The organism is Streptomyces daliensis (assembly GCF_054782395.1).
On record NZ_BAAGSO010000015.1, the window covers coordinates 26,125 to 46,616 of the forward strand.

Here is a 20,492-nt window from a genome sequence, read left to right on the forward strand (position 1 = left end):
TGGAGGCAGCGGACGGCGAGGGGGACGGAAGGGAGCGGCGCGCGTGGGAACCGGCAGAGCCGTCGTGCACCTCCGCGCCCCGAAGTGGCCGCCCGCCTGGTTCGGGCTGCTGCCGCCCGTGCTGATCGTGCTGGCCGTGACCCTGGAGGAGGCGGCGCCCCCGAAGTACTTCTTCGGCTCGCTGCTCAGCGCCGCCGTCCTGCTGGCCGCGCTCCTCTACCGCCCCCTCGGCACCGCAGCGATGGGCGCCCTGTGCGTGCTGGTACTCGCCGCGCTCGACATCAGCCAGGGCTCCGCCTACGACCCGCACATCGTGGGCTCCCTCGTCACCCTGCTCGTCGTCGCGGGGCTCGTCACGCTGCTGTCCGTGGCGCGCGAGCGGACGGTGCGCCAACTCACCCAGGTCCGCGCGGTGGCCCAGGCGGCGCAGCTCGCGCTGCTGCGGCCCCTGCCCGAGCGGATCGGGCCCGTCCGCGTGGCGGGCTTCTACCGGGCAGCCGACGACGAGGCCCTGATCGGCGGCGACCTCTACAGCGTCAGGCAGACCCCGTACGGCGTACGCGTGCTCGTCGGCGACGTACGCGGCAAGGGCATCGGCGCGACGGGCACCGTCGCCACGATCATGGCCTCCTTCCGCGAGGCGGCCGTGACCTGCGAGGATCTGGCCGAGGTCGCAGGCCGTATCGAGATGGCGATGGCGCTGGACCGCGAGGACGCGACGCCGCCCGGCGGCGCGGGACCGCCGGGGGACGGCGCGCTGCCGCAGGACACGGGCCCGGACGACGAGCTGTTCGCCACCGCCGTGCTGATGGAGTTCCCCGGGGACGCGGAGGAGGTCCGGGTACTCGACCGCGGCCACCCGCCCCTGCTGCGCCTCGCCCCCGACGGCGCGACCCCGCTGACCGCCACCCCAGGGCTGCCCCTGGGACTCGGCGACCTGTCCGAGGGGACGGAGCGCGCCGAGGGGTTCCCCATGCCCGTCGGCGACATGCTGGTGGCGTACTCCGACGGGGTGACCGAGGCACGCGGCCGTGACGGCGCGTTCTATCCGCTGCGGCAACGGCTGAACGACCACTTCTGCCGCCCCGCCGACGAGCCCGGCGGGTCCGGCGGGTCCGGCTGCTTCGAGGGGCGGGGCACCGTCCCGGCCGAGATCGTCACGTTCCTCCAGGATGACGTGGCCCGGTGGGCGCCGACGATCGGCGACGACATGGTCGTCGTGGTCCTCCGCCGCCTCCCGTCAGCCGACTCACCCGGGCCGCCCGGGACACCCGAGCCGACGGCCACGTACTGAGCGGGCCCCGCGCCAGGTCAGCCCGGTCAGCCCAGGCAGCCAGCGTGCGACGTCACCGTCCGGTACCGGTACCGGTACCGGGGCCGGTGAGGCCGGGGACCGCGTGCCCCTCGACGATTTCGCGGGCCACATCCCTCATCGGCCGCTGCCGCGAGCGCGCGTGCTTGCGCAGCAGCTCGAAGGCTTCGCCGAGCGGCACGGCCCGCATCGTCGCGAGCACGCCCTTGGCCTGTTCGATGAGGACGCGGCTGGTCAGAGCGTGCTCCAACTGGCTGGTCAGCAGCCTGCCGCTCTCGGCCTCACGGACGCGCTCCAGAAGGACGGAGGTGAAGTCCGCCAACGACTGACCGAGCGCGAGCGTGTCCCCGGAGAAGCCCTCCCGCGAGCCGGACAGGAGGACGAGCGCTCCGCCCGCGCCCGTACGCGTGACCAGGGGCACGGCCGCCACCCGCGCGTAGCCCAGGTCCAGGGCCCGGCGCGCGTACCGCGGCCAGCGCCGCATGACGGGCCCTTCGTCGAGCGCGGACTGCGCGATCCGCGCGCCCCGTCCGTCCCTCGCGCGCCGCCCCGGCTCTGGCGCTCGCGCCCGCTCCCGGCGACAGTCGTGGCCGGGCCCCTCGCGCCAGCCGAGGGCATCGCGCTCCAGGCGCGTCACCTCCGGATCGGAGCCCGCCACCTGCGGTGCCGTCCCCGCCCCCGCCCCCTCGTCGCCTGTCCTGTCCGGCCCATCTGGGCTGAACAGCACGGACGCCGCGGTGGCGTCGAGCAGTCCCGGCGCTCGGTGTGCCAGGACCGACAGGGTCTCGGCCACGTCCGGCGGACCTTCGGCCATATCACCGGCCAAGGCCACGAAGGCATCGGCCAGCCGCAGTTCGGGCGTCATGGGTGCCCTCTCGTCAGCGGAATGTCAGATCACCGTCCACGATCCGCCGGGCGACAGTCTCGACGGATACGTCCTCCGTGAACGCACGAGCCTTGATCAGCGTCAACGCGTCAGCGATGGAACAGCCGAGCCGCGCGGAGAGCATCCCGGCCGCCTGCTGGACGGTGGCCCGGATGTCGGTGCCGCCGTAGAGGCCGGGGTCGGCGTCGGGTTCGAGGAGCACGATGCGGGTGAGGGCTTCAGCGATCTCGGACAGATCGGGGGAGCCGCCGGGGACCGGCCGGGGGTCGAAGACCGTCAGCGCCCCGATGCAGGACTCCGCCGTCCGCAGCGGCACCGCGGTCACGGTGGCGATGCCCAGCGAGGCGAGCGACGTGCCGTACTCGGGCCAGCGCTCCACGACCTCGCGCCCCGAAGCGCGGACCTGGCGCAGTTCCGCCGCCGCCTCCTGGCCCGGCCCCTCGCCGAGCACGTACTCAAGATCCTGCGCTGCGCGGGAGCGCTCGTCGGACACGGCGACCGCGAGCTGATTGCGCTCCGCGTCCAGCAGCGTCATCGCCGCACTGTCCGTGTCGCACGCCTCCGCGACCACGGCCATGAACCGCGGCCGGTCCCCCTGCCCCTTCGTCCAGGCCGCCGCCCGCAGCGCGAAGCTCTCCTGGAGCCGGGCGGAGGCCCGGTGGCAGGCGGCCGTTCGACGGTGTGTCAGCGCCAACTGCTCGTGGAACCGCTGCCCGGACTCGCGCGCCAGCCGCTCGTGCTTCCGCGCTGTCGCCTCCGCGCGCTCGGCACGCTCACGTGCCAGGGCGGCGCGCCGCTGGGCCGCCATCGCCAGGTCGGCGTCCGTCTCACGCCCCTGCGGGTTCATGCCACTCAGCGTACGCCGCACCGCTCAGCCGGGGGAGCCGCTTCGCCCCTCCTCCATCATCAGGACGATGCCGCCGTCGCGCCCGCCGAACGGGGAGCAGAACACATCGCAGATGATGGGCCGCCCGATGCGGCTCAGGGCCTCGACGGTGACGGGAGCTGATCGTTCACGGGTCTCCAGGCACTCCTGTGCCACGGCGAGAAGCTTGTGGGTGGGCAGCCCGAAGTCCAGTTCGAAGAAGGGCTGCTCCAGTACCTCGTCGGCGCGCAGCCCCCACAGATCGACGGCTCCCCGGTTCCAGCTCTTGACCTTCAGGTTCCCGTCCAGGACCACCACTCCCGCCGCGATGCTGGTGAGGACGGCTTCCAGGAAGCCCCGGGCCTCGTCCAGCTCCTCGGTGCGGATGCGCATCTCCTCGTTCATCGTCTCCAGTTCCTCGTTGCCCGACTGGAGTTCCTCGTTGGTGGTCTCCAGCTCCTCGTTGGTCGACTGGAGTTCCTCGTTCGTCGTCTCCAGCTCCTCGATGCTGGACTGGAGTTCCTCGTTCGTCGTCTCCAGTTCCTCGTTGGTCGACTGGAGCTCTTCGTACGCGGTCTCCAGATCCTCCCGGACGGTCTTCAGCTCGGACTTGAGCTGTGTGACGACGGTCACGTCGGTGAAGGCGATCGTGGTGGCGACGTGCAGACCGCTGGGCCCGGCGAGCGGCTGGATGAGAATGTCGAAGAACTGCACGTCCTCGCCCACCCTGCGCTCGACCCGGTTGACCCGCAGGGCCCGGCGCTCGTGCGTGGACTGGTCGATGAGGGAGCGCAGCTCGACCGGCCGGTAGGAGATCTCCAGGTCCTGGAAGGGGCGGCCGATGTCGCTGGTGGTCAGCCCGAACTGGGCCCTCGCCTGGCTGTTGATCACCGCCACGGCCCCGTCGGCGTCGAGGGCGATCGACGGGGCCGGCGCGGAGTCGAGGACCAGATCGCGCAACTGGCGCGAGCGCGCGAACGAGTTCAGCTCGACGCCCGAACTGGCCCTGATCTTCAGCGGGGTGGGCTGGTAGGGCGGCGTCGCTTCCCCTGCCCGGCGCCGGAACAGGCGCTGGCGCATGTTCACGACCTCGAACCGCTCCGCGTCGTTCAGCAGCATCTCCGCCTTGCCGAGGAAGAGGAAGCCGCTCGGGCGCAGCGCGAAGTGGAACCGGTCGATGATCTGTGTCTGGGCCTCGACGTTGAAGTACATCAGCGTGTTGCGGCAGACGAGGAGGTCGAGCCGGGAGATCGGGGCGTCACGGGTGATGTCGTGCCGCCCGAAGATGACCCGTCGGCGCAGGTCGGGGCGGAAGCTGAACTGCGCGCCGTTCTGCTCGAAGTACGCCTCGCGCAGGTCGGAGGGAAGCCCTTCCAGGGACTTCGGCGTGTAGAGCCCCGTCCGGGCCTCGCGCAGCGCCTCCTCGTCCATGTCGGTGGCGTAGATCTTGACGCGGCGCAGACACTCATGGAGCCCGAGCGCCTCCGCGAACATGATGGCCAGCGAGTACGCCTCCTCACCGCTGGAGCAGCCCGCGCTCCACACCCTGATCTCCTCGTCCGGGGTGAGGCCCGAGAGCAGCTCGGGCAGGATCTCGCCTTGGAGGAAGGCCCATGCCTCCGCGTCACGGAAGAAGGAGGTGACGTTGATCAGGATGGTGTTGAAGAGCGCGCTGAACTCCTCCGCGTTGGTTTCGAGGAGGTCCTGGTAGTCCCTGTACGTACGGATGCCGACGTCCGACATCCGCTTACGGATGCGCCGGGCCAGGGAGGAGCGCTTGTAGCCAGTGAAGTCGAAGCCGCGGGCCTCCCGGATGAACCCGAGCAGTTCTTCCAGCGCCTCGGTCTCCCCGGCGTCCTGCGATTCGCCCATCATTGCCTCTCGGGCTCGACAAGTCCGCGTACGACCGCGGCGATCTCCTCAAGAGGTAGCACGAAGTCCACCGCTCCCGTGTCCACCGCCGACCGCGGCATACCGGAGAATTCCGCCGTCGCCGGATCCTGGGAGATCACGGTGCCACCGCGCGTCTTGACCGCCTCCACCCCCATGGCGCCGTCCTTGCCGGACCCGGTGAGGACGCAGGCCAGCACCCCCGGCCCATAGGCGGCGGCGACGGACTCGAAGAGCAGGTCGGCGGAGGGGCGGACGAAGTGCACCATCTCCGCGTGGGACAGGCTCAGCACCCCGTCGGTGTCGATGAGGAGGTGCCGGTCGGGAGGAGCTACATAGACGGTGCCGGGCCGGACGTGCTCCTCGGCCTCCGCGAGCTTCACGCGCAGCTCCGTGCGGCGGGCGAGCACTTCGGCGAGTACGGTCCGGTGCCGCGGGTCGAGGTGCTGGACCACGAGCACCGGCACGGGGAAACCGGCGCCCAGCGCACCGAGCAGCGCGCTCAGCCCCTGGATACCGCCCGCGGACGACGCGACGGCGACGACGCTGTAGCGCTCCGGGACGTTCCGGTCAGCCGTCACCCCTTGAGCATATCGGGCCCTCGGCCCGACGACGCCGATGAAGAGGAGCCGAAACCACCGGTTCCGGGGACGGAGCCCGGGGGATGGCGCACCGCGCCGTGGTGCCGCTCCCCGTCGACCGCTCCCGTCCAGGCTGTTGGCAACGGTGCCGCATTAGGCTGCGTTTGTGGATACCACGCCTGCCAACAACTCTCATGACCGCTACGACACCGTGCTGGTCGGCTCCTCCGCCGGAGGCGTCCAGGGTCTGGGGACCCTCCTGGGCGGGCTGGACCCGGAACTGCCGGTGCCCGTGCTGGTGGCCCAGCACCTGCGCCGCTCACGCGAGACGCGCATCGTCTCCGTCCTGTCCCGCTCGACCTCGCTGACCATCCGGCTCGCCGAGGACCGCGAGCGCCCGCGGGCCGGGACCGTCTACATCGCCCCGCCCGACCACCACCTGTGCGTATGCCCGGACGGGGTGCTGGAGCTCACCGACGAGCGCCCGGTCAACTTCGCCCGTCCGGCCGCCGACCCGCTCTTCGAGTCGGCCGGGCGGGCGTACGGGGGCCGGATCATCGCCTGCGTGCTCACGGGCGCTGACAGCGACGGGGCGCGGGGCGTGACGGCGGTCAGAGGGCGGGGCGGCACCGTCATCGTGCAGGACCCCGAGACGGCCGAGTTCCACGGCATGCCGAAGGCCGCGATCGAGACGGGCCAGGTGGACTTCGTGCGCGGCCTTGAGGACATCGCCCCGACGATCAACCACCTCCTCCGCGAGACCCGCCCCGCCGGTCCGTGAGGGCCTGCGCCTGGCCCCAGCGGCGGGGGCCCTGACTTCACCTGCTCCTGGGAGCGCCGCTCGTCCGCGTCGAGCAGCGCCCGGAAGATGCCCGCGCGGGTGCCGAAGCTGCGGAGGACGGTGCCCTTGCCGAGCCCGGCGCGAGTCGCTGGCCCCCCTGGGGTCCACGCCCCGCGAGCAGCCACCCGTGGGCTCACTGCCGCACGGCGCGCAGCCCGTCCAGGAGCAGCCGCAGCCCGAACTCGAAGTGCGCCGTGAAGTCCGTGCTGGTGAGCACCGGCAGGGTGGCGGAGAGGTGCGGATAGGCCCCTGCCACCACCGCGTCGTGGAGACCCCCCGCGTCGGCGGGGGGTCCTTCGCTCTCCGGCTGGAGGGCGGCCTGCTCCTCCAGCGTGTGGCCGACGGTGAAGTTGACCACCGCGTAGAGCGCCCGCGCCGCTTCGCCGTCGTCGAAGCCCGCCTCCCGCAGTACGCCGACGAGGCTGTCGGCGAAGCCCAGGGTGTTCGGGCCGGTCGCGTGCGTACCGGCGTAGACGCGTGCGCCGTCGCGATGGGCGAGCAGGGCCGCACGCAGCGCGCGGGCCACGCGTGCCACCCTCTCGCTCCAGTCGCCGTCCCCCGTCGGCCCGGCTCCGTTCCCCGTCGGCCCGGCGGCGGCCCCGACGCCTTCGATCATGCGCTCGGCCATCGCGGTGAGCAGGTCCTGCTTGGTCGCGAAGTAGCGGTACAGCGCTCCCGCCTGGGCGCCCACCGCGTCGGCGAGCCTGCGCATGGTCAGTGCGTCGAGACCGGACTCGTTCAGCAGGTCGAGCGCGGTCTTGACGGTGCGGGCCTGGTCGAGCCGCGCGGGACGGCCCCTGGCCGGGCTTGACGGAGAGTTCATGGGGCCCAGTATAGTAATTACTGAACGCTGTTCATTAATTAGAGGAGGACCTCACCATGGACACCGATGTGATCGTCGTGGGGGCGGGCCGGACCCGTAGGAGCGGGTGATGCCCGTGAACCGCGTCAATCCACCGTCCGTGCACCACCCGTCCGACCAAATCACCCAGGTCGTCACCGTCGGCGGATCACGACTCGCGCATCTCTCCGGGCAGGTCGCCTGGGACGCGGAAGGACAGGTCGTGGGGCCCGGCGACCACGAGGCCCAGGCGGCACAGATCGCCCGCAACCTCGACGCCGCACTCGCCGCGGTCGGCGCCACCCGGAACGACATCGTCAGAGAGACCGTCTACGTCGTCGACTACACCCCGGAGCTGCTGCCCGCGATCTTCGGACCGCTGCGGGCCGGTGTGTCGGAAGCACCTGCGAGCACGCTGGTGGGCGTGTCCTCACTCTTCGCACCGCCATACCTGCTGGAGGTCGAGGTGGTCGCCGCGCTCCCCACGAGAGGGCGCGAGGCACCCGCCCGGAGCGAGGACCAGGATCTCGAAGCGGCGCTCACCCGCCGCGCCTGGGAGGACCCGGGCTTCGCCGAGCGGCTGGAGCGCGAGCCCCTGAACGCCCTGGCGTCGATGGGCGTGCACATGCCCCCAGGGGTCAAGGTGCAGGTCAGGCTACAGAGACGCGACACGCTGTACTACGTCGTCCCGCCCGCGAAGCGGCCGGACGAGCCCGACCGCCATGAGCCCGTGAACCTGATGGACCTGTGGCGCAGCGGGGACAACTTCGTCTGGATGCTGCCCGAACGGCTCAAGACCGGACTGCTGGCCATGCGCCGGAGTTTCCACGAGGCCCGGACCGGCCCTGGCACCGGCACCGGCACCGACGCGGAGCGGAGCGACCATGAAGCATGACGCGGGCACCGTCCACACACTCCGGCTCGTCAACGACAGCGACTACCGGGAAAGGCTCGTCGCCGACCCGAAAGCAGTGCTGTGCGAGGAGTCGGGCCACAGCCCGGGCGAGGACTTCGCCGTCGAAGCGGTGGAACAGCGGGACGACACCATCGTCATCCTGCTCCCCGCGAGACCGGAGGACGACGAGGACCTCGGAGAGCGGCTCAGCGAGGTGTCCCAGCGCGTGTACGACGTGCTGTTCTCGTCCGGAGTCGGCGGGTTCCTGATCCCCGACGACCGCCTGAAGTGGGTTCTGCGGGGCATCCGCTCCTCCTGGGCGGCCAAAGCCGAGGCGGAGGCGGATGCGGAGGCGGATGCGGAGGCGGATGCGGAGGCGGAGGCGTGATGGCCACCTTCGTCCTCGTGCACGGTTCCTGGCTCGGAGGCTGGGCGTGGGACCGGGTCGCCCCCCGGCTGCGCGCGTCCGGCCACACCGTCCTGTGCCCCTCGCTCGCCCCGGCCGGACCCGGCGTCGGACTGCGCACGCACATCGCCGAGATCGTCGCGCTGATCGACGGACACCACCTCACCGACGTGGTCCTCGTGGGCCACAGCTACGGAGGCATGGTCATCGCCGGTGCCGGGAACGAGCGGCCACGGCACATCCGGCAACTCGTGTATCTGGACGCGTTCTTCCCCGAGCCCGGCCAGTCCGCCTTCGACCTCCAGCCCGTCCTGCGCGACGCGTGCGACGCCGCCGCCACGCTGCGGCCGGAGCGGGATGCATGGCTGATCCCGCCCTTCGGCTTCGAGACGATGGGGCTCGCGGCGACGGACCTGGAGTGGGTGACCTCCCTGGCCCGGCCCATGGCCCGCGCCACCCACGAGGAGCCCCTGCCGGACCCCCCGGCCCAGCGCCCTCACCCACCGGAGACCTACATACGGTGCGAAGCGTCTCCCTTCTTCGCCGACGCGGCGGAGACAGCGCTGCGGCGCGGGGCCCGGCTCCTGACGGTCCAGGACGCCGGCCATATGGCACCCGTCACCGACTACGAGCGCCTGTGCCCGGTGCTCGACCGGACAAGCTGAGGAAGTGATCCGACATGACGGACAGAGAAGTCGCGGTGGTCACGGGGACGTCGAGCGGGATCGGCCTGCACACCGCACTCGGCTTGGCGCACAAGGGACTGCACGTCGTGGCGACGATGCGGGACACCGGCAGGTCTGCCGCGCTGCGCGCCGAAGCCGCACGTCAGGACGTGGATCTGACGGTGCGGACCCTGGACGTCACGGACCACGACGGGGTCCGTGCCTGCCTGGACGAGGTGACGGCCGAGTTCGGGAAGATCGACGTTCTCGTCAACAACGCCGACAGCGCCACCTTCGGCACGCTGGAGCAACTGAGCGACGCCGCTCTGCGGAAGCAGCTCGACGTCAACTACCTGGGCGTCGCCGCGCTCACGCGGCATGTGCTGCCGACGATGCGGGAATCCGGCGCCGGGCGGATCGTCACCGTCACGAGCAACGGAGGGGTCGTCGGAGAGCCGTTCCTGGACGCGTACTGCGCCTCGAAGTTCGCCGTCGAGGGCCTGATGCAGTCCCTCGCGCCGGTGGCGGCCCGCTTCGGGATCGCGGTCAGCGTGATCGAACCCGCATCCGTCGTGACCAGCATGATGGAGAACCTCGACACCGAAGCGCTCGCCACCACACCGGACGACCCCGACGCGGGCCTGTGCCCGCGCCAGTGCCACCTCGACGCGGGTCAGCGTCTCCAGGTACGTGCCGTCGCTGAAGACGGTGCGCATCCGGGACGTGCCGAACATGTCGCGGAACAGCGCGGAGTCGAAGACGGTGCTGCTCATCGGCTGTGCTCCTGTTCCGCGCGGTCCTCGACGACGACGCCGGTCCCCCGCGTGGCGGGCGTCATGTCGATGGCGAGGTACTTCTGCTCCAGGTACTCGTCGATGCCGGTGTTGCCGCCTTCCCGGCCGATGCCGGACTGCTTCATGCCGCCGAAGGGGGCGCTGGGATCGGACACGTAGCCGCGGTTGAGGCCGACCATGCCGGTCTCCAGCCGCTCGCTCATGCGCAGGGCCCGGTGCACGTCCTGGGTGTAGAGATAGCCGACGAGGCCGAATTCGGTGTCGTTGGCCGCGCGGAGCGCCTCGTCCTCGGTGGTGAAGGTCTGGATCGCCGCGACCGGGCCGAAGATCTCCTCGCGGGTGATCCGCGCACCGGCGGGGACCCCGGTGAGGACGGTGGGGGGATAGAAGTAGCCGGGGCCGCCCGGCAGCACCGCTCCCGTCCGTACGCGGGCACCGGCGGCGACCGTCTCGTCGACCAGGTCGGCGACGCGGCGGCGCTGGCGCTCGTCGATCAGCGGCCCGAGGTCGGTGGCCGGGTCGGTGCCGGGGCCGAGGGTGAGCGCCTCCATGCGTGCGGTCAGCCTCCGGGTGAACTCCTCGGCGACACCGGCGTGGACGTGGAAGCGGTTGGCGGCGATGCACGCCTCTCCGATGTTGCGCAGCTTGGCGGTCATCGCGCCGTCGACGGCGGCATCGAGGTCGGCGTCCTCGCACACGAGGAACGGCGCGTTGCCGCCCAGTTCCATCGAGGTGCGCAGCACGGTGCCGGCGGCCTGCGCGAGGAGGAGGCGTCCGACGGAGGTGGATCCGGTGAAGGACAGTTTGCGCAGCCTGCCGTCCCGGAGGAAGGGTTCGGTGACCTCGGCGGCCCGGGTGGTGGGGACGACGTTGAGCACGCCGTCGGGCAGTCCGGCCTCGGCGAGCACACCGGCGAGCGCCGCCGTCGTGAGCGGTGTCTGCGGCGCAGGCTTGACGACCATGGTGCAGCCGGCTGCCACGGCAGGCCCGATCTTGCGGGCCGGCATCGCCAGCGGCACGTTCCACGGGGTGATCAGCACGCAGGGGCCCACCGGCTGGCGGGTGACCAGGACGCGGGCCGTGCCGTCCTCGCTGACCTTCCAGGTGCCGTCGATCCGCACCGCTTCCTCACCGAACCAGCGCAGGTAGTCGGCGCCGTAGCGGACCTCGGCGCGGGACTCGGCCAGTGACTTGCCCATCTCCGCGGTGATCAGCAGCGCGAATTCCTCGATGCGCTCCAGCAGGAGGTCGTGGGCACGGCGCAGGATCCCGGCCCGGCGGCGGGGAGGAACCGCCGCCCAGCCGGGCTGGGCCGCGTGTGCGGCGTCGAGGGCGGCCACCCCGTCGGCAGGCGTGGCGTCGGCCACCTCGCACAGCGTCCGGCCCGTGGCCGGGTCGTGCTCCGCGAACGTGGCGTCCGCCGTCGCGGGCCGCCACCGCCCGGCGATGAGCAGCCCCTTCTCCACACGGCCGATGACGTCGTCCGGCGTGCTCGTCTTCATGGAACTCTTCTTTCTGGGCGTTCAGGGCTTCCTGGGCTTCCTGGGCTTTCCGGGGTGCGCCGGGTGGTGTGTCAGCGCAGCGCGGCGATCATGTCTTCGGCCGGTCCGGCGCCGGAGGCGGGGCTCCGGGGACGTACATCCAGCCTGGCCCGCCGCCGGTCCCCGCGGAGGTGCGTAGCGGGCCCTGTGCGGCAGCGGACCGGGCGGACTAGGACTGAGAGGGCCAGGCGGGATTCGCGTGCGTCCGCGATGCTGTTCGGTATGGCTGAGAACAACCGTGAGCTGGGAAACTTTCTGCGCAAGGCGCGCGGCCAGGTGGATCCCGAGCAGGCCGGTCTTCCGCCGGACAGCCGCACGCGGCGCGTTCCGGGCCTGCGCCGCGAGGAGGTCGCCCGCCTGGCGGGCGTCTCCAGCGACTACTACGCCCGGCTCGAACAAGGGCGCCCCATCGCCCCGTCGCCCGGTGTCGTGGACGCACTCTGCCGCGCCCTGAACCTCGACGAGGCGGGCCGCACCTACCTGCACACCCTCCTCGGGGTGACGGCCACACCGTCACGGCACCCCAGCCGCAGCCGCAGCCGCGACGTGCAAAGACTCCGCCCCGGCCTGCGCCAGCTCCTCGACACGTTCGACGGCGAACCCGTCCTGGTCCTCGGCCGCCGCAGCGACGTCCTGGCGGCCACCCGCATGGCCACGGCACTGTTCACCGACTTCGACCAGCTGCCGGTCCGGCACCGCAACTACGCACGCTGGATGTTCCTCGGCGACGAACCCCGCTCCCTGTTCCTCGACTGGGAGCAGCAGGCACGGGCCGCCGTGGAGAGCCTGCGCCTGGAGGCCGGACGGGACGCGGAGGACCGGGCCATCAACGACCTCATCGCGGAGCTGCGCGAGAAGAGCCCGGAATTCGACCGCTGGTGGGAGGAGCACCGGGTCCACCAGCGCACCCACGGCTCCAAACGCCTCCGCCACGCCCTGGTGGGGGAACTGACAGTGCAGTACGAGACGCTGACCCTGCCCGGAGACCCCGACACCACCCTCTTCGTCTACACCGCGGAACCCGGCTCGGCCTCCCGAGAGGCACTCGACCTCCTGGCCATGTGGACCCTCACCAGCACCAGAACAGCCCGCACCGAAACAGCCCGCACCGAAACAGCCCCAGAACACGACTGACACGGCACGGTGCGGGGCGGCGCGGTTGACAGCCCCATCTGTGAGTGGTTTATTACTCACATGCCGAAGCCGACCCCGCACCGACAGCTCTCGACCGCCGATGAACGACGCAGGACAGTCCTGCGGACCGCGGTCAGCGCGTTCGCGGACCGCGGCTACTTCGGCACGAGGACCACGGACGTGGCCCAGCGGGCCGGCATCTCACAGGCGTACGTCTACCGCCTCTTCCCCGACAAGGAAGCACTGTTCGTAGCGGTGGTGGAGCACTGCTTCACGCGGATCCGCGAGAGCCTGGGCGACGGAGCCGCCGCCGCGCAGGGAAGTTCCGCGCAAGAAGTCCTGGACGCGATGGGCAACGCGTACGCCCAGCTCATCTCGGACCGCGACCTGCTGCTGCTCCAGCTCCACGCGCAGTGCGCGGCGGCCTCCGAACCCGCCGTCCGCGAGGCGGTACGCACCGGCTACGCGCGCCTGGTCGAGTACGTGCGGGGAATCTCCGGCGCACCGGAGGCGGAGGTTCAGCGGTTCTTCGCCGTAGGCATGCTCTGCCACCTCGTGGTCGCCCTCGGCGCCCACGAACTGGACACCCCCTGGGCCCGGACCCTGTCCGAGGGACTTCGCCACCCCTGAGCGCCCCGGAGCCGACCACCGCAGAAAGGGGGTGACCCCACGCACCGCACCGCCACGGACCGTCGCGCCGCGCTCTCCGCGGCCCTTTTTTCGGCCACGAGAGTGAGTGGTCAACCACACATAGGCACTGGAAGGGTGACCATGACCCTCACCACCGCGGCACAGCCCGCCCCGGCGCGGCAGGCGCCACCCACCCGCGCGGCCCGCGCCGCCGTACTGGCCTCGGCCACGCTGACCCTCATGGCCGCGGCGATCATCGCCCCCGGACTGCCCGCGATGAGCGAGGAGTTCGCCGAAGCACCCGGCGGAGGGCTCCTCGTCCGCTTCGTACTGACCATCACCTCGCTCGCCATCGCCGTCAGCGCGCCGGTGTCCGGGCTGATCGCCGACCGTGTCGGGCGGCGTTCGCTGCTGGTGTCCGGCCTCGCGCTGTACGCCGTCAGCGGCACGGCGGGTTTCTTCGCCACCGACCTGTACGTGCTGCTCGCGACGCGGGCGCTGCTCGGCGTCGCGGTGGGCGGGATCATGACGGCGGTCAGCGCGACCGTCACCGACTGGTTCGAGGGGGCGCGACGGGCCTCGTTCCTCGGGTTGCAGCAGGCGTTCGCGAGCCTGGGCGGGGTCGTCTTCCTGCCGCTGGGCGGGGTCCTGGCCGGGGTCGGCTGGCGTGCACCGTTCTGGCTGTACGCCGTTTCGGCCGCCGTCGCCGTCCTGGCGTTCGCCGTCCTGCGGGAGGGGCAGCGGGGCAGGCGCGGCACGGGTTCCGGCGCCGGGGAGCCCGCGCCGCGGGGGCGGCTGCGGGGGCGGCCCCCGCAGCGTGGCGTCGCGGGCCGCATCGCCGGTGTGTACCTGCTGGCGCTCGTCGCGACGCTCGCGTTCTCCATGGGGCCCACCCAACTGCCGTTCCTGCTACGGGATTTCGGCAGCGGCCCCGGCGTCGTCGGCGCTGTGGTCGCCGGGAGCACGCTGTCCGGGGCGTTCGGCGCGCTGGCCTTCCCTTACCTGCGGCGGCGGCTGGCCAGCACCGCGATCACCGCCGTCAGCATCGCGCTGCTGGGCACCGGCTGGCTGCTGGTCGGGACGGCCGGCACGGTCGGCCACGTCCTGGCCGGGATGCTCGTCGGCGGTACGGGTGTCGGGCTCGTCGTGCCCAACCTCAACCTGCGCCTGAGCGAACTCGCCCCCGACGGGCGGCGTGGACGCGTCCTCAGCGGGCTCGTCACGGGGATCTTCCTCGGGCAGTTCCTCTCGCCGCTGGCCCTCCAGCCCCTCGTCCACGAAACCGGCCTCTCGGCCGCGTTCACGTGGACGGGAGGGGCGATGACGGCCGGGGCGGCCCTGGTCGCCCTTGCAGCCGGTCTGGCCCGCCAAGCCCTGCGTGTCCGGCATGCCCGGCGTGTCCGCGCCGGGTCCTGTCACACACCGACCACATCCATCACAGCAATGAACTCCGAAGACTCCGGAAAGGGAGCACTCTGATGATCCACCACTGCCTCCGCTTCACCATCAAGCCCGGCACGACGCCGGAACAGCTCGAAGACGCCCTCGCCAGCCTGCGCAACCAGGGCGAGGTCATCCCCTCCGTACGCTCCTTCCTCGTCGGCCGCGACCACGGCGGCGAGTACGAGTGGGGCGCCACCTTCCAGATAGCCGACCTGGAGGGCTACTGGGAGTACCTCATCCACCCCGCACACCGCCGCACCGACGAGATCGGACTGCCGCTGGTCGACAAGTTCGTCTCCTTCGACGTCACCGACGACCCCGACCCCGCGTCCGGCGACAAGATCGCCGCCCTGCACCAACGCCGCTACGACGCCGACCCCGGCCTCACCGAACTCGTCTCCAACCTCAACCAGTACGAAGGCAGCGCCGCCCCCGGCCCCCACGCCGCCTGAACACCCGCCCCGGGGAGCGGGGCGCGGCGGCCGGGTCGTCCCGGGTCGCCGCCGCACAGGAAAACCCCAGGTCAGACATCGTCTGACCTGGGGTTTGGCGTAGGCCGTGTGGGACTCGAACCCACAACCAATGGATTAAAAGTCCTGATCAGAGCATGCCGACCGGTGACGGGTACATCCGCGAGATCCTTCCGCACCAGGTCAGGAGTGGTGCGAAAGGTGACCGCTGACGCGCGGTCCGGACGGGTGACGGCGCGTCCGCTCACGCATCGCTCACGCATCGAAGACGCCATCCTCCTCGAAATCCCCACCGCCACCTGACGGGTAGAGTCCGCGCCCCGCTGCTCGGAAGCCTCGCCCGCCCGTCTATCCCGCCGTCCGCACCGCGCCGGAGCAGACTGGGGCCTCTCCTTGACCGCGCCCTGCGGTAGGCGCTCTGACCTGCACGGTCATGGGGTTAGAGGGGCTCGACAGTTGCCGATTACGCCTCACACCTCCCGATTCCGTTGGCGGCGGGGCAGGATCACGGCCATGGCGTTCATGAAGTACAGCGGGGCGGAGAAGGATCTCACTCTGGATGAGCTGGAAGAGTTCATTCGCGACGCCCGTAAGGCCGGGGCCGACGGGCGTCGTTACATCTACGGGATGCTCAGCACAAACGGCAAGCTCAAGGAGGTCTCCGTAGACCTGAGCGAGTACGAGGGCGACTACTGCTGATGGCACCTGTTGGTGAGGGAGCCACGTCACAGCACATCGCTCGGTGCCAGAGCCAGGCTCCCCACCCCCGGAACCTCAAGCTCGACTGCGGCACCGGACGCACCGCAGGCGCAGCCATTCCCGCGTCTCCGCAGATTGACCGCTGATACCAGGCGACTTCTACGGAAGCGCCGCCTCGATGGCTTCGAAGATGTCGGAGTCGGTTTCCTTCTGCCAGTCCGGGAGGTCGGGCCAGTCGGCGACGTAGGCGGGCTTCGGGTCTCCGAAGTGCTTGTACATCTGGGCCGTCCAGCAGGTGGCGACGAAGCGCCCCTTCTGTTCGCGGGTGAGGTGTTTGGCGTTGCCGTCGCTCAGGTCGAGGAAGTGGCGCACTTGCTCGTAGACGGCGCCGGCGGCTTCGCGCTCCCAGTCGGGGGTGTCTTCCCAGGGCGTGACGTAGCTGGCTTTGGGGTCGCCCGGGTAGTGCTTGTTGACTCCCGCGATCCAGGTCTCCCGGAACAGGCGGGCGCCCTCGGTGTCCGTCATGCCTACCCCTCTCCTCACGTCGCGTGCAGGCTGCCGATGTCGGCGGCCAGTTCGGCTACGCGGCGATCGTGGCCGTAGGAGCGCAGATCGTCCCGTAGCGTCTGGAGTCTACGGGCGACGTAGCCCGAGCCGGATTGGCGCGCGAGCTGGAGTGCCTCGCGGCCGTGGGTGACGGCCTGTTCCGCATCGTGGCGTTTGGCGCCGATCAGTGCGAGGTCGACCAGGACGGAACCTCGGCGGCGGTAGGAGGTTCCCTTGGCCAAGGCGGTGGAGTCGAGGGCGCTCTTGAGGGCCTTCTCTGCGAGGTCGAGTCGCCCGAGTTGGACGAAGCGGGCTCCACGCTCTTCGGGGAGGCGGGAGCCGTCGAAGCGGAGCCATCCGCCGTTGTGGACGGGGCCGGGGAGGTCGGTGACCTTCTGGGCCTCGTCGAGGGCGCGCTGGCAAGCGTTCAGGTCGCCGAGGTTCGCGTGTGCCTCGGCCTGGACGGAGGCGACCCAGTAGCGGGTGGACAGGGCGGGATCGCCGCGCGTGGCGATGGTGCGGGCGACGTCCAAGGTCTCGGTGGCTTCCGTGAACTGCCTCTCGGACATGTCCACGTAGGCGTGTCGGACGAGCGCGCAGGCCCACAGGTCGAAGGCGTGCGCGCTGTCGCTGGCGGACGCGGCCACGGAGTAGGCCGCGGCGGCGTCCGTGTAGCGGTTGCTGTCGAAGGCCAGCTCGCCGGAGAGCTGGAAGAGGTCTCCGGCGGCTTCGCACATCGCGGCAGCCCGGCTTGATGAGCCTGTCTTCAGGGCGTCTGCGAGCGCGTCGAGCTGGTCCTGGACGACGCCGTGGACAGAGCGCTTGGAGCGGGCCAGTTGGTAGACCTGCCAGAGGTGGTCGTTCATCCGGCGGTAGTCGTCCGCCGAGCCGCGCTCGACGGCTTCCGCTATGTCGTCGGCTGCCTCGGGTCCCAGGGCGGTCAGGGCTCCGGTCACCGTGAGCAGGCGCAGAAACTTGCGTCGGATCATTTCGTCGGATTCACCTGGGCCGTGAACGGGACGGGGTAGGGGCTGTGCTGGCTGCGCGTGGTGGTGGACTGCTGGTGGTGGATCCAGCATGCGGCCGAGCTCGGTGATGTCCAGGCGCAGGAGTTCGGCCATCTTCAGACGGTGGACGCATTCGGGCGTGGTCTCACCGCGTTCCCAGCGGCCGACCGTTGTGCGGTCGACGCCGAGCGCATGGGCGAATTTCTCCTGACTGTAGCCCATGGCTTTACGCCGCTCGGACAACCGCATGGTGCTCCCTCCCCTCCCCGCCTGACTGGGGCCCTACCCGCTGCGGCACCCCATGCATCAGAGGTGCATCAAGACTGCCGCACAGATGCCGTGGTCCGCAGCGATCTCGGGCGGTTGGCTGGAGTCCTGAAAGCCGGACCGGCTCCCGCGACCACCCCCTGTGTGAGGGGAGGCCGCTCTGGTCGAGCGACCGATCCCCGGAGGGATGACCCGTGACCATGACTGCGGCAAGAGCGACATCGATCGGCGCGCCCGGATACAGCCAGACGTTTCCGTCCGTGCCGGAGTCCGCGGGCCTCGCCCGCGGACTGGTGGCCACGGCGCTACGCGTATGGCGCCTCGAAGCACTCCTGAACGAGTCCACTTTGGTCGCCACCGAGCTGGTCGCGAACGCGGTGCAGCACGGCTCCGGCCGCTACCTGGCCTTCAGCGTCGAGCGGCCCTCGCCGTTCCGCGTGCGCATCCGCGTGACGGACCAGTCCCGCGTCCGACCCGTGCCGCAGTGGCCGAATGATGAGGAGACGAGGGGCAGAGGGCTGCTCTTGGTCGCCGCCCTCGCCGTTGGCTGGGGCGCGGATGTGCACGCAAGCGGCAAGACCGTGTGGGCGGACGTGATGGACGAAGCGGGTACGTGATGGCTCGCCACCGACGACCTCGCCGCTTCACCCTCGTACGCCGACACGAGCCGGTGGAACGCGTCCCCAACAGCCCGCCGGTGGAACGACGGACGCCAGGGCGAGCCTGCGATCACGAAGTTTCTGCCTTCGGTGAAGTCGCGGTCGAGGCCCGCGCCGCGAGCACGGACACGGAGGCGGCACGGTGACTGAACCCGAGCACGAATGCGACGTCGAGGACCCGGTGCACGATGGGGCCGTACGCGAACACGTCACCGCCCGATCCAGCCCCTACTACCGGCCGCTGTGGCTGTGCGCCCGACACCGCAAGTACGTCGGGCCCGCGCTGGACCGCATCGCCGTGACGGGCGAGGAGCTGGTGCGCGCCATCGCCGTCCTCTCCGGCGCGGGCAAACGCCGCACCGACGACGAGACCACCGAGGCCGACCCGGAGCAGGACGTCGAACCCGAGCACGCGCCGACGCCTCCGCAGACCCCGCCCACCTTGCGGGTGGTGAACCCGTCATGAACGGCCCCGCACTGATCCGGCACCACGGAATCGTCCTCGCACCGATCGAGGCCACCGCGCGCACCGTCCGCGTGGGCGACGTTCTCGTCATCGGCAGCGCTGACCGCACCGTCCGCGACATGCGCAGGATGAGCGGCGACCGCCGCCACGTGCTGTTCACCGAGGGCGGCAGCCACATCATCGGCCCCGGGCCCGTGCTCGTCTTCCGGCCGCAGACTCCTCCCCAGCTCGTGCCACGGCCCTCCGGGAGGCGGCGGTGACCGGGATGCCGGGGGTCTGTGGCCGGTGCGGTTGCTGGACCGCAGAAGGGCGCATCGTCCAGTGGCACAGCCCGGAACAGCCCGTCCTCGCCTGCCCGCTGTGCCCGCCAGGCCGGGCCGAGCAGATCGCCTACGTCACCGTCCTGCTCGCAATGATCCTCGTCCTTCTCTACGCCACCGCCACCCGCTGAACCCCAGGAGCAGCCCCGTGCCCCGCGACCACACCGTCCTCATCCCCGCCGACCCCGAAGACGTCTTCTACGACCCCCACGGCTGGGCCACCACCTCCGGGTTCCCCGTCGCCGTGCTCGAAGGCCAGCAGGCGCGCTTCGTGATGCGCCGCATCCAGGACCGCGCCGTACGCCTCCTGTACGAACTCCCGCAAGGGCCCGCGTTCCTCACCAGCTACCCACGCCCCATGCCGCGAGGGCAGGTCATCGAGATCATGGAAGGCAACCTCGCCACCCTCCTCACAGCCCACGCCTGCCACCCTCTACGCCTCCGCGAAAAAGGCGAACGCATCACCGTAGACGGCAGCGCCCAGGACTGCCTGTCCACTCTCCTCGCGCCCCGGCACTGGTGGCACGCCCGCCACACCCGCATCGGCAAGGCTCTGCAACACGACGGACGCACCGTCATCCTCACCGCACCCCTCGTCGGCGGACGCACCCTCCAACTCACCACCGTCGCACCCAGCCCAAACCCGACCCCCTGAGACGCCCGCCCCTTGGGGAACCGTCGGCAGCAGTCCAGGGGCGGGGCCGATGGCCTGGCGGGGGTGCGGCGGCGCTCGCAACCCCCGAGCGAGTGCCCACGCCGGGACAGCCCGGCCGCCCGAGCCCGAGCCCCCGGTGCGGATGGCCGGGCCCTACTTCTCCCGTACGAGATCGGAGAGAGGCATGTCCAGTGCATCAGCCAGCAGGAGAAGCGTGTCGAGATACACGCTGGTGTGCCCCATCTCCCGATCTGCCAGCACTTCCTGGGTAAGGCCATGGTCCAGCCGAGCCGCACGCGCCCTTGCTCCGATAGCCCTGACGCCGACGTAGCCCCTTCACAGGGGGCCAGGACGGGCACGGTGGCCGGTTCCCCAGACCCTGGCCCGGTCGCCAGCAGCCCCCGCCAGCGAACGCTGGCGGGGGCTGTCTTGTGTATGAGGGGCGAAGCACACCAGCATGATCGGCCGGTTTTCGGGCCAGCAGGGGCCAGCAAACGATCACTGGGGCCGGTGAAACGACTGCGGCCCCAGCCCAGAAGTGCTCTGAGCTGGGGCCGGACAGGTAGGCCGTGTGGGACTCGAACCCACAACCAATGGATTAAAAGTCCACTGCTCTGCCAATTGAGCTAACGGCCCGCCCCAGCAGCATAGCCCGCTGGTCTGCCGCATCTCGAAGGCA

23 protein-coding genes, 1 tRNA gene and 1 pseudogene are annotated in these 20,492 nt (G+C 71.0%); 16 read left to right on the forward strand and 9 right to left on the reverse strand.

Annotated features, from left to right (window positions below; genetic code table 11):
• Positions 1 to 43 precede the first annotated feature (43 nt).
• A complete protein-coding gene (locus ACYVOO_RS04185; RefSeq protein ID WP_461014281.1) occupies positions 44 to 1,294 on the forward strand; it encodes a PP2C family protein-serine/threonine phosphatase in 1,251 nt (416 codons plus the stop codon).
• A gap of 52 nt (positions 1,295 to 1,346) precedes the next feature.
• Here the strand turns inward: ACYVOO_RS04185 and ACYVOO_RS04190 are convergent, their stop codons facing one another.
• From ACYVOO_RS04190 to ACYVOO_RS04205, 4 genes are read right to left on the reverse strand one after another with little or no spacing between them, the layout of a single operon-like run.
• A complete protein-coding gene (locus ACYVOO_RS04190; protein WP_461014282.1) occupies positions 1,347 to 2,177 on the reverse strand; it encodes an ANTAR domain-containing protein in 831 nt (276 codons plus the stop codon).
• 13 nt (positions 2,178 to 2,190) lie between these two features.
• On the reverse strand, positions 2,191 to 3,045 hold the full coding sequence (locus ACYVOO_RS04195; protein WP_461014283.1) for a GAF and ANTAR domain-containing protein: 855 nt from the start codon (positions 3,043 to 3,045) through the stop codon (positions 2,191 to 2,193).
• A 24-nt stretch (positions 3,046 to 3,069) separates the two neighbouring features.
• On the reverse strand, positions 3,070 to 4,935 hold the full coding sequence (locus ACYVOO_RS04200) for a CheR family methyltransferase (RefSeq protein WP_461014284.1): 1,866 nt from the start codon (positions 4,933 to 4,935) through the stop codon (positions 3,070 to 3,072).
• Positions 4,935 to 5,534, reverse strand: a complete 600-nt coding sequence (locus ACYVOO_RS04205) for a chemotaxis protein CheB (protein ID WP_461014285.1) — start codon at positions 5,532 to 5,534, stop codon at positions 4,935 to 4,937. Before ACYVOO_RS04205 ends, ACYVOO_RS04200 begins: the two co-directional genes overlap by 1 nt.
• Positions 5,535 to 5,700: 166 nt before the next feature.
• Between ACYVOO_RS04205 and ACYVOO_RS04210 the strand changes: the two genes are divergently transcribed.
• Positions 5,701 to 6,315: a chemotaxis protein CheB gene (locus ACYVOO_RS04210; RefSeq protein ID WP_461014286.1), complete on the forward strand. Its 615-nt coding sequence runs from the start codon at positions 5,701 to 5,703 to the stop codon at positions 6,313 to 6,315.
• A 193-nt stretch (positions 6,316 to 6,508) separates the two neighbouring features.
• Here the strand turns inward: ACYVOO_RS04210 and ACYVOO_RS04215 are convergent, their stop codons facing one another.
• Entirely contained in the window at positions 6,509 to 7,198 is a 690-nt protein-coding gene (locus ACYVOO_RS04215; RefSeq protein ID WP_461014287.1) for a TetR/AcrR family transcriptional regulator, read from the reverse strand.
• Positions 7,199 to 7,307: 109 nt separating this feature from the next.
• Between ACYVOO_RS04215 and ACYVOO_RS04220 the strand changes: the two genes are divergently transcribed.
• The 4 genes and pseudogenes from ACYVOO_RS04220 to ACYVOO_RS04235 form a co-directional block, all read left to right on the forward strand.
• Positions 7,308 to 8,111 (forward strand): Rid family hydrolase, encoded by an 804-nt coding sequence (locus ACYVOO_RS04220; protein ID WP_461014288.1) that lies wholly within the window; start codon positions 7,308 to 7,310, stop codon positions 8,109 to 8,111.
• Entirely contained in the window at positions 8,101 to 8,499 is a 399-nt protein-coding gene (locus tag ACYVOO_RS04225) for a hypothetical protein (RefSeq protein WP_461014289.1), read from the forward strand. The genes ACYVOO_RS04220 and ACYVOO_RS04225 overlap by 11 nt, the downstream gene beginning before the upstream one ends.
• A complete protein-coding gene (locus ACYVOO_RS04230) occupies positions 8,499 to 9,182 on the forward strand; it encodes an alpha/beta fold hydrolase (RefSeq protein WP_461014290.1) in 684 nt (227 codons plus the stop codon). The genes ACYVOO_RS04225 and ACYVOO_RS04230 overlap by 1 nt, the downstream gene beginning before the upstream one ends.
• Positions 9,183 to 9,196: 14 nt before the next feature.
• Positions 9,197 to 9,772: pseudogene (locus ACYVOO_RS04235) on the forward strand (SDR family NAD(P)-dependent oxidoreductase); the annotation flags it as partial.
• 179 nt (positions 9,773 to 9,951) lie between these two features.
• On the opposite strand, the gene ACYVOO_RS04240 reads toward ACYVOO_RS04235, so the two are convergent.
• Entirely contained in the window at positions 9,952 to 11,478 is a 1,527-nt protein-coding gene (locus tag ACYVOO_RS04240; protein WP_461014291.1) for an NAD-dependent succinate-semialdehyde dehydrogenase, read from the reverse strand.
• Between the two features lie 261 nt (positions 11,479 to 11,739).
• On the opposite strand from ACYVOO_RS04240, the gene ACYVOO_RS04245 reads away from it, so the two are divergent.
• The 5 genes from ACYVOO_RS04245 (at position 11,740) to ACYVOO_RS04265 (ending at position 15,893) form a co-directional block, all read left to right on the forward strand.
• Positions 11,740 to 12,651 (forward strand): helix-turn-helix transcriptional regulator, encoded by a 912-nt coding sequence (locus ACYVOO_RS04245; protein WP_461014292.1) that lies wholly within the window; start codon positions 11,740 to 11,742, stop codon positions 12,649 to 12,651.
• Between the two features lie 60 nt (positions 12,652 to 12,711).
• Positions 12,712 to 13,281, forward strand: coding sequence for a TetR/AcrR family transcriptional regulator (locus ACYVOO_RS04250; protein WP_461014293.1), 570 nt, complete (start codon positions 12,712 to 12,714; stop codon positions 13,279 to 13,281).
• Positions 13,282 to 13,422: 141 nt separating this feature from the next.
• Positions 13,423 to 14,760 carry an MFS transporter gene (locus tag ACYVOO_RS04255; protein WP_461014294.1) on the forward strand — a complete coding sequence of 446 codons (1,338 nt, stop codon included), beginning with the start codon at positions 13,423 to 13,425 and terminating at the stop codon, positions 14,758 to 14,760.
• Entirely contained in the window at positions 14,760 to 15,176 is a 417-nt protein-coding gene (locus ACYVOO_RS04260; protein ID WP_461014295.1) for a Dabb family protein, read from the forward strand. Before ACYVOO_RS04255 ends, ACYVOO_RS04260 begins: the two co-directional genes overlap by 1 nt.
• A gap of 540 nt (positions 15,177 to 15,716) precedes the next feature.
• Positions 15,717 to 15,893, forward strand: coding sequence for a hypothetical protein (locus ACYVOO_RS04265; protein ID WP_461014296.1), 177 nt, complete (start codon positions 15,717 to 15,719; stop codon positions 15,891 to 15,893).
• A gap of 159 nt (positions 15,894 to 16,052) precedes the next feature.
• Here ACYVOO_RS04265 and ACYVOO_RS04270 read toward each other — a convergent pair whose 3' ends face one another.
• Positions 16,053 to 16,418: a hypothetical protein gene (locus ACYVOO_RS04270; RefSeq protein WP_461014297.1), complete on the reverse strand. Its 366-nt coding sequence runs from the start codon at positions 16,416 to 16,418 to the stop codon at positions 16,053 to 16,055.
• Positions 16,419 to 16,432: 14 nt separating this feature from the next.
• Complete coding sequence (locus tag ACYVOO_RS04275) at positions 16,433 to 17,695, reverse strand: helix-turn-helix transcriptional regulator (RefSeq protein WP_461014298.1); 1,263 nt, start codon at positions 17,693 to 17,695, stop codon at positions 16,433 to 16,435.
• A 218-nt stretch (positions 17,696 to 17,913) separates the two neighbouring features.
• Here ACYVOO_RS04275 and ACYVOO_RS04280 point away from each other — a divergent pair, with 218 nt between their 5' ends.
• The 5 genes from ACYVOO_RS04280 to ACYVOO_RS04300 all read left to right on the forward strand — a co-directional run bounded on the left by ACYVOO_RS04280 (position 17,914) and on the right by ACYVOO_RS04300 (position 19,813).
• Positions 17,914 to 18,330 carry an ATP-binding protein gene (locus ACYVOO_RS04280; protein ID WP_461014299.1) on the forward strand — a complete coding sequence of 139 codons (417 nt, stop codon included), beginning with the start codon at positions 17,914 to 17,916 and terminating at the stop codon, positions 18,328 to 18,330.
• Positions 18,331 to 18,514: 184 nt separating this feature from the next.
• Entirely contained in the window at positions 18,515 to 18,838 is a 324-nt protein-coding gene (locus tag ACYVOO_RS04285) for a hypothetical protein (protein WP_461014300.1), read from the forward strand.
• Positions 18,835 to 19,098 carry a hypothetical protein gene (locus tag ACYVOO_RS04290; RefSeq protein ID WP_461014301.1) on the forward strand — a complete coding sequence of 88 codons (264 nt, stop codon included), beginning with the start codon at positions 18,835 to 18,837 and terminating at the stop codon, positions 19,096 to 19,098. The genes ACYVOO_RS04285 and ACYVOO_RS04290 overlap by 4 nt, the downstream gene beginning before the upstream one ends.
• On the forward strand, positions 19,095 to 19,289 hold the full coding sequence (locus ACYVOO_RS04295) for a hypothetical protein (RefSeq protein WP_461014302.1): 195 nt from the start codon (positions 19,095 to 19,097) through the stop codon (positions 19,287 to 19,289). Before ACYVOO_RS04290 ends, ACYVOO_RS04295 begins: the two co-directional genes overlap by 4 nt.
• Positions 19,290 to 19,306: 17 nt before the next feature.
• Entirely contained in the window at positions 19,307 to 19,813 is a 507-nt protein-coding gene (locus ACYVOO_RS04300) for a hypothetical protein (RefSeq protein WP_461014303.1), read from the forward strand.
• 563 nt (positions 19,814 to 20,376) lie between these two features.
• Here ACYVOO_RS04300 and ACYVOO_RS04305 read toward each other — a convergent pair.
• A tRNA-Lys gene (locus ACYVOO_RS04305) sits at positions 20,377 to 20,449 on the reverse strand.
• Positions 20,450 to 20,492 lie beyond the last annotated feature (43 nt).

Bases quoted from the DNA above. Each gene is read 5' to 3' on its own strand.
- ACYVOO_RS04245 (WP_461014292.1), top strand. From the start codon at position 11,740: ATGGCTGAGAACAACCGTGAGCTGGGAAACTTTCTGCGCAAGGCGCGC.
- ACYVOO_RS04275 (WP_461014298.1), bottom strand. From the start codon at position 17,695: ATGCGGTTGTCCGAGCGGCGTAAAGCCATGGGCTACAGTCAGGAGAAA.
- ACYVOO_RS04250 (WP_461014293.1), top strand. From the start codon at position 12,712: ATGCCGAAGCCGACCCCGCACCGACAGCTCTCGACCGCCGATGAACGA.
- ACYVOO_RS04190 (WP_461014282.1), bottom strand. From the start codon at position 2,177: ATGACGCCCGAACTGCGGCTGGCCGATGCCTTCGTGGCCTTGGCCGGT.
- ACYVOO_RS04220 (WP_461014288.1), top strand. From the start codon at position 7,308: ATGCCCGTGAACCGCGTCAATCCACCGTCCGTGCACCACCCGTCCGAC.
- ACYVOO_RS04270 (WP_461014297.1), bottom strand. From the start codon at position 16,418: ATGACGGACACCGAGGGCGCCCGCCTGTTCCGGGAGACCTGGATCGCG.
- ACYVOO_RS04280 (WP_461014299.1), top strand. From the start codon at position 17,914: ATGACTGCGGCAAGAGCGACATCGATCGGCGCGCCCGGATACAGCCAG.
- ACYVOO_RS04240 (WP_461014291.1), bottom strand. From the start codon at position 11,478: ATGAAGACGAGCACGCCGGACGACGTCATCGGCCGTGTGGAGAAGGGG.
- ACYVOO_RS04265 (WP_461014296.1), top strand. From the start codon at position 15,717: ATGAAGTACAGCGGGGCGGAGAAGGATCTCACTCTGGATGAGCTGGAA.
- ACYVOO_RS04260 (WP_461014295.1), top strand. From the start codon at position 14,760: ATGATCCACCACTGCCTCCGCTTCACCATCAAGCCCGGCACGACGCCG.
- ACYVOO_RS04215 (WP_461014287.1), bottom strand. From the start codon at position 7,198: ATGAACTCTCCGTCAAGCCCGGCCAGGGGCCGTCCCGCGCGGCTCGAC.
- ACYVOO_RS04195 (WP_461014283.1), bottom strand. From the start codon at position 3,045: ATGAACCCGCAGGGGCGTGAGACGGACGCCGACCTGGCGATGGCGGCC.
- ACYVOO_RS04200 (WP_461014284.1), bottom strand. From the start codon at position 4,935: ATGGGCGAATCGCAGGACGCCGGGGAGACCGAGGCGCTGGAAGAACTG.
- ACYVOO_RS04290 (WP_461014301.1), top strand. From the start codon at position 18,835: ATGAACGGCCCCGCACTGATCCGGCACCACGGAATCGTCCTCGCACCG.
- ACYVOO_RS04255 (WP_461014294.1), top strand. From the start codon at position 13,423: ATGACCCTCACCACCGCGGCACAGCCCGCCCCGGCGCGGCAGGCGCCA.
- ACYVOO_RS04230 (WP_461014290.1), top strand. From the start codon at position 8,499: ATGGCCACCTTCGTCCTCGTGCACGGTTCCTGGCTCGGAGGCTGGGCG.
- ACYVOO_RS04225 (WP_461014289.1), top strand. From the start codon at position 8,101: ATGAAGCATGACGCGGGCACCGTCCACACACTCCGGCTCGTCAACGAC.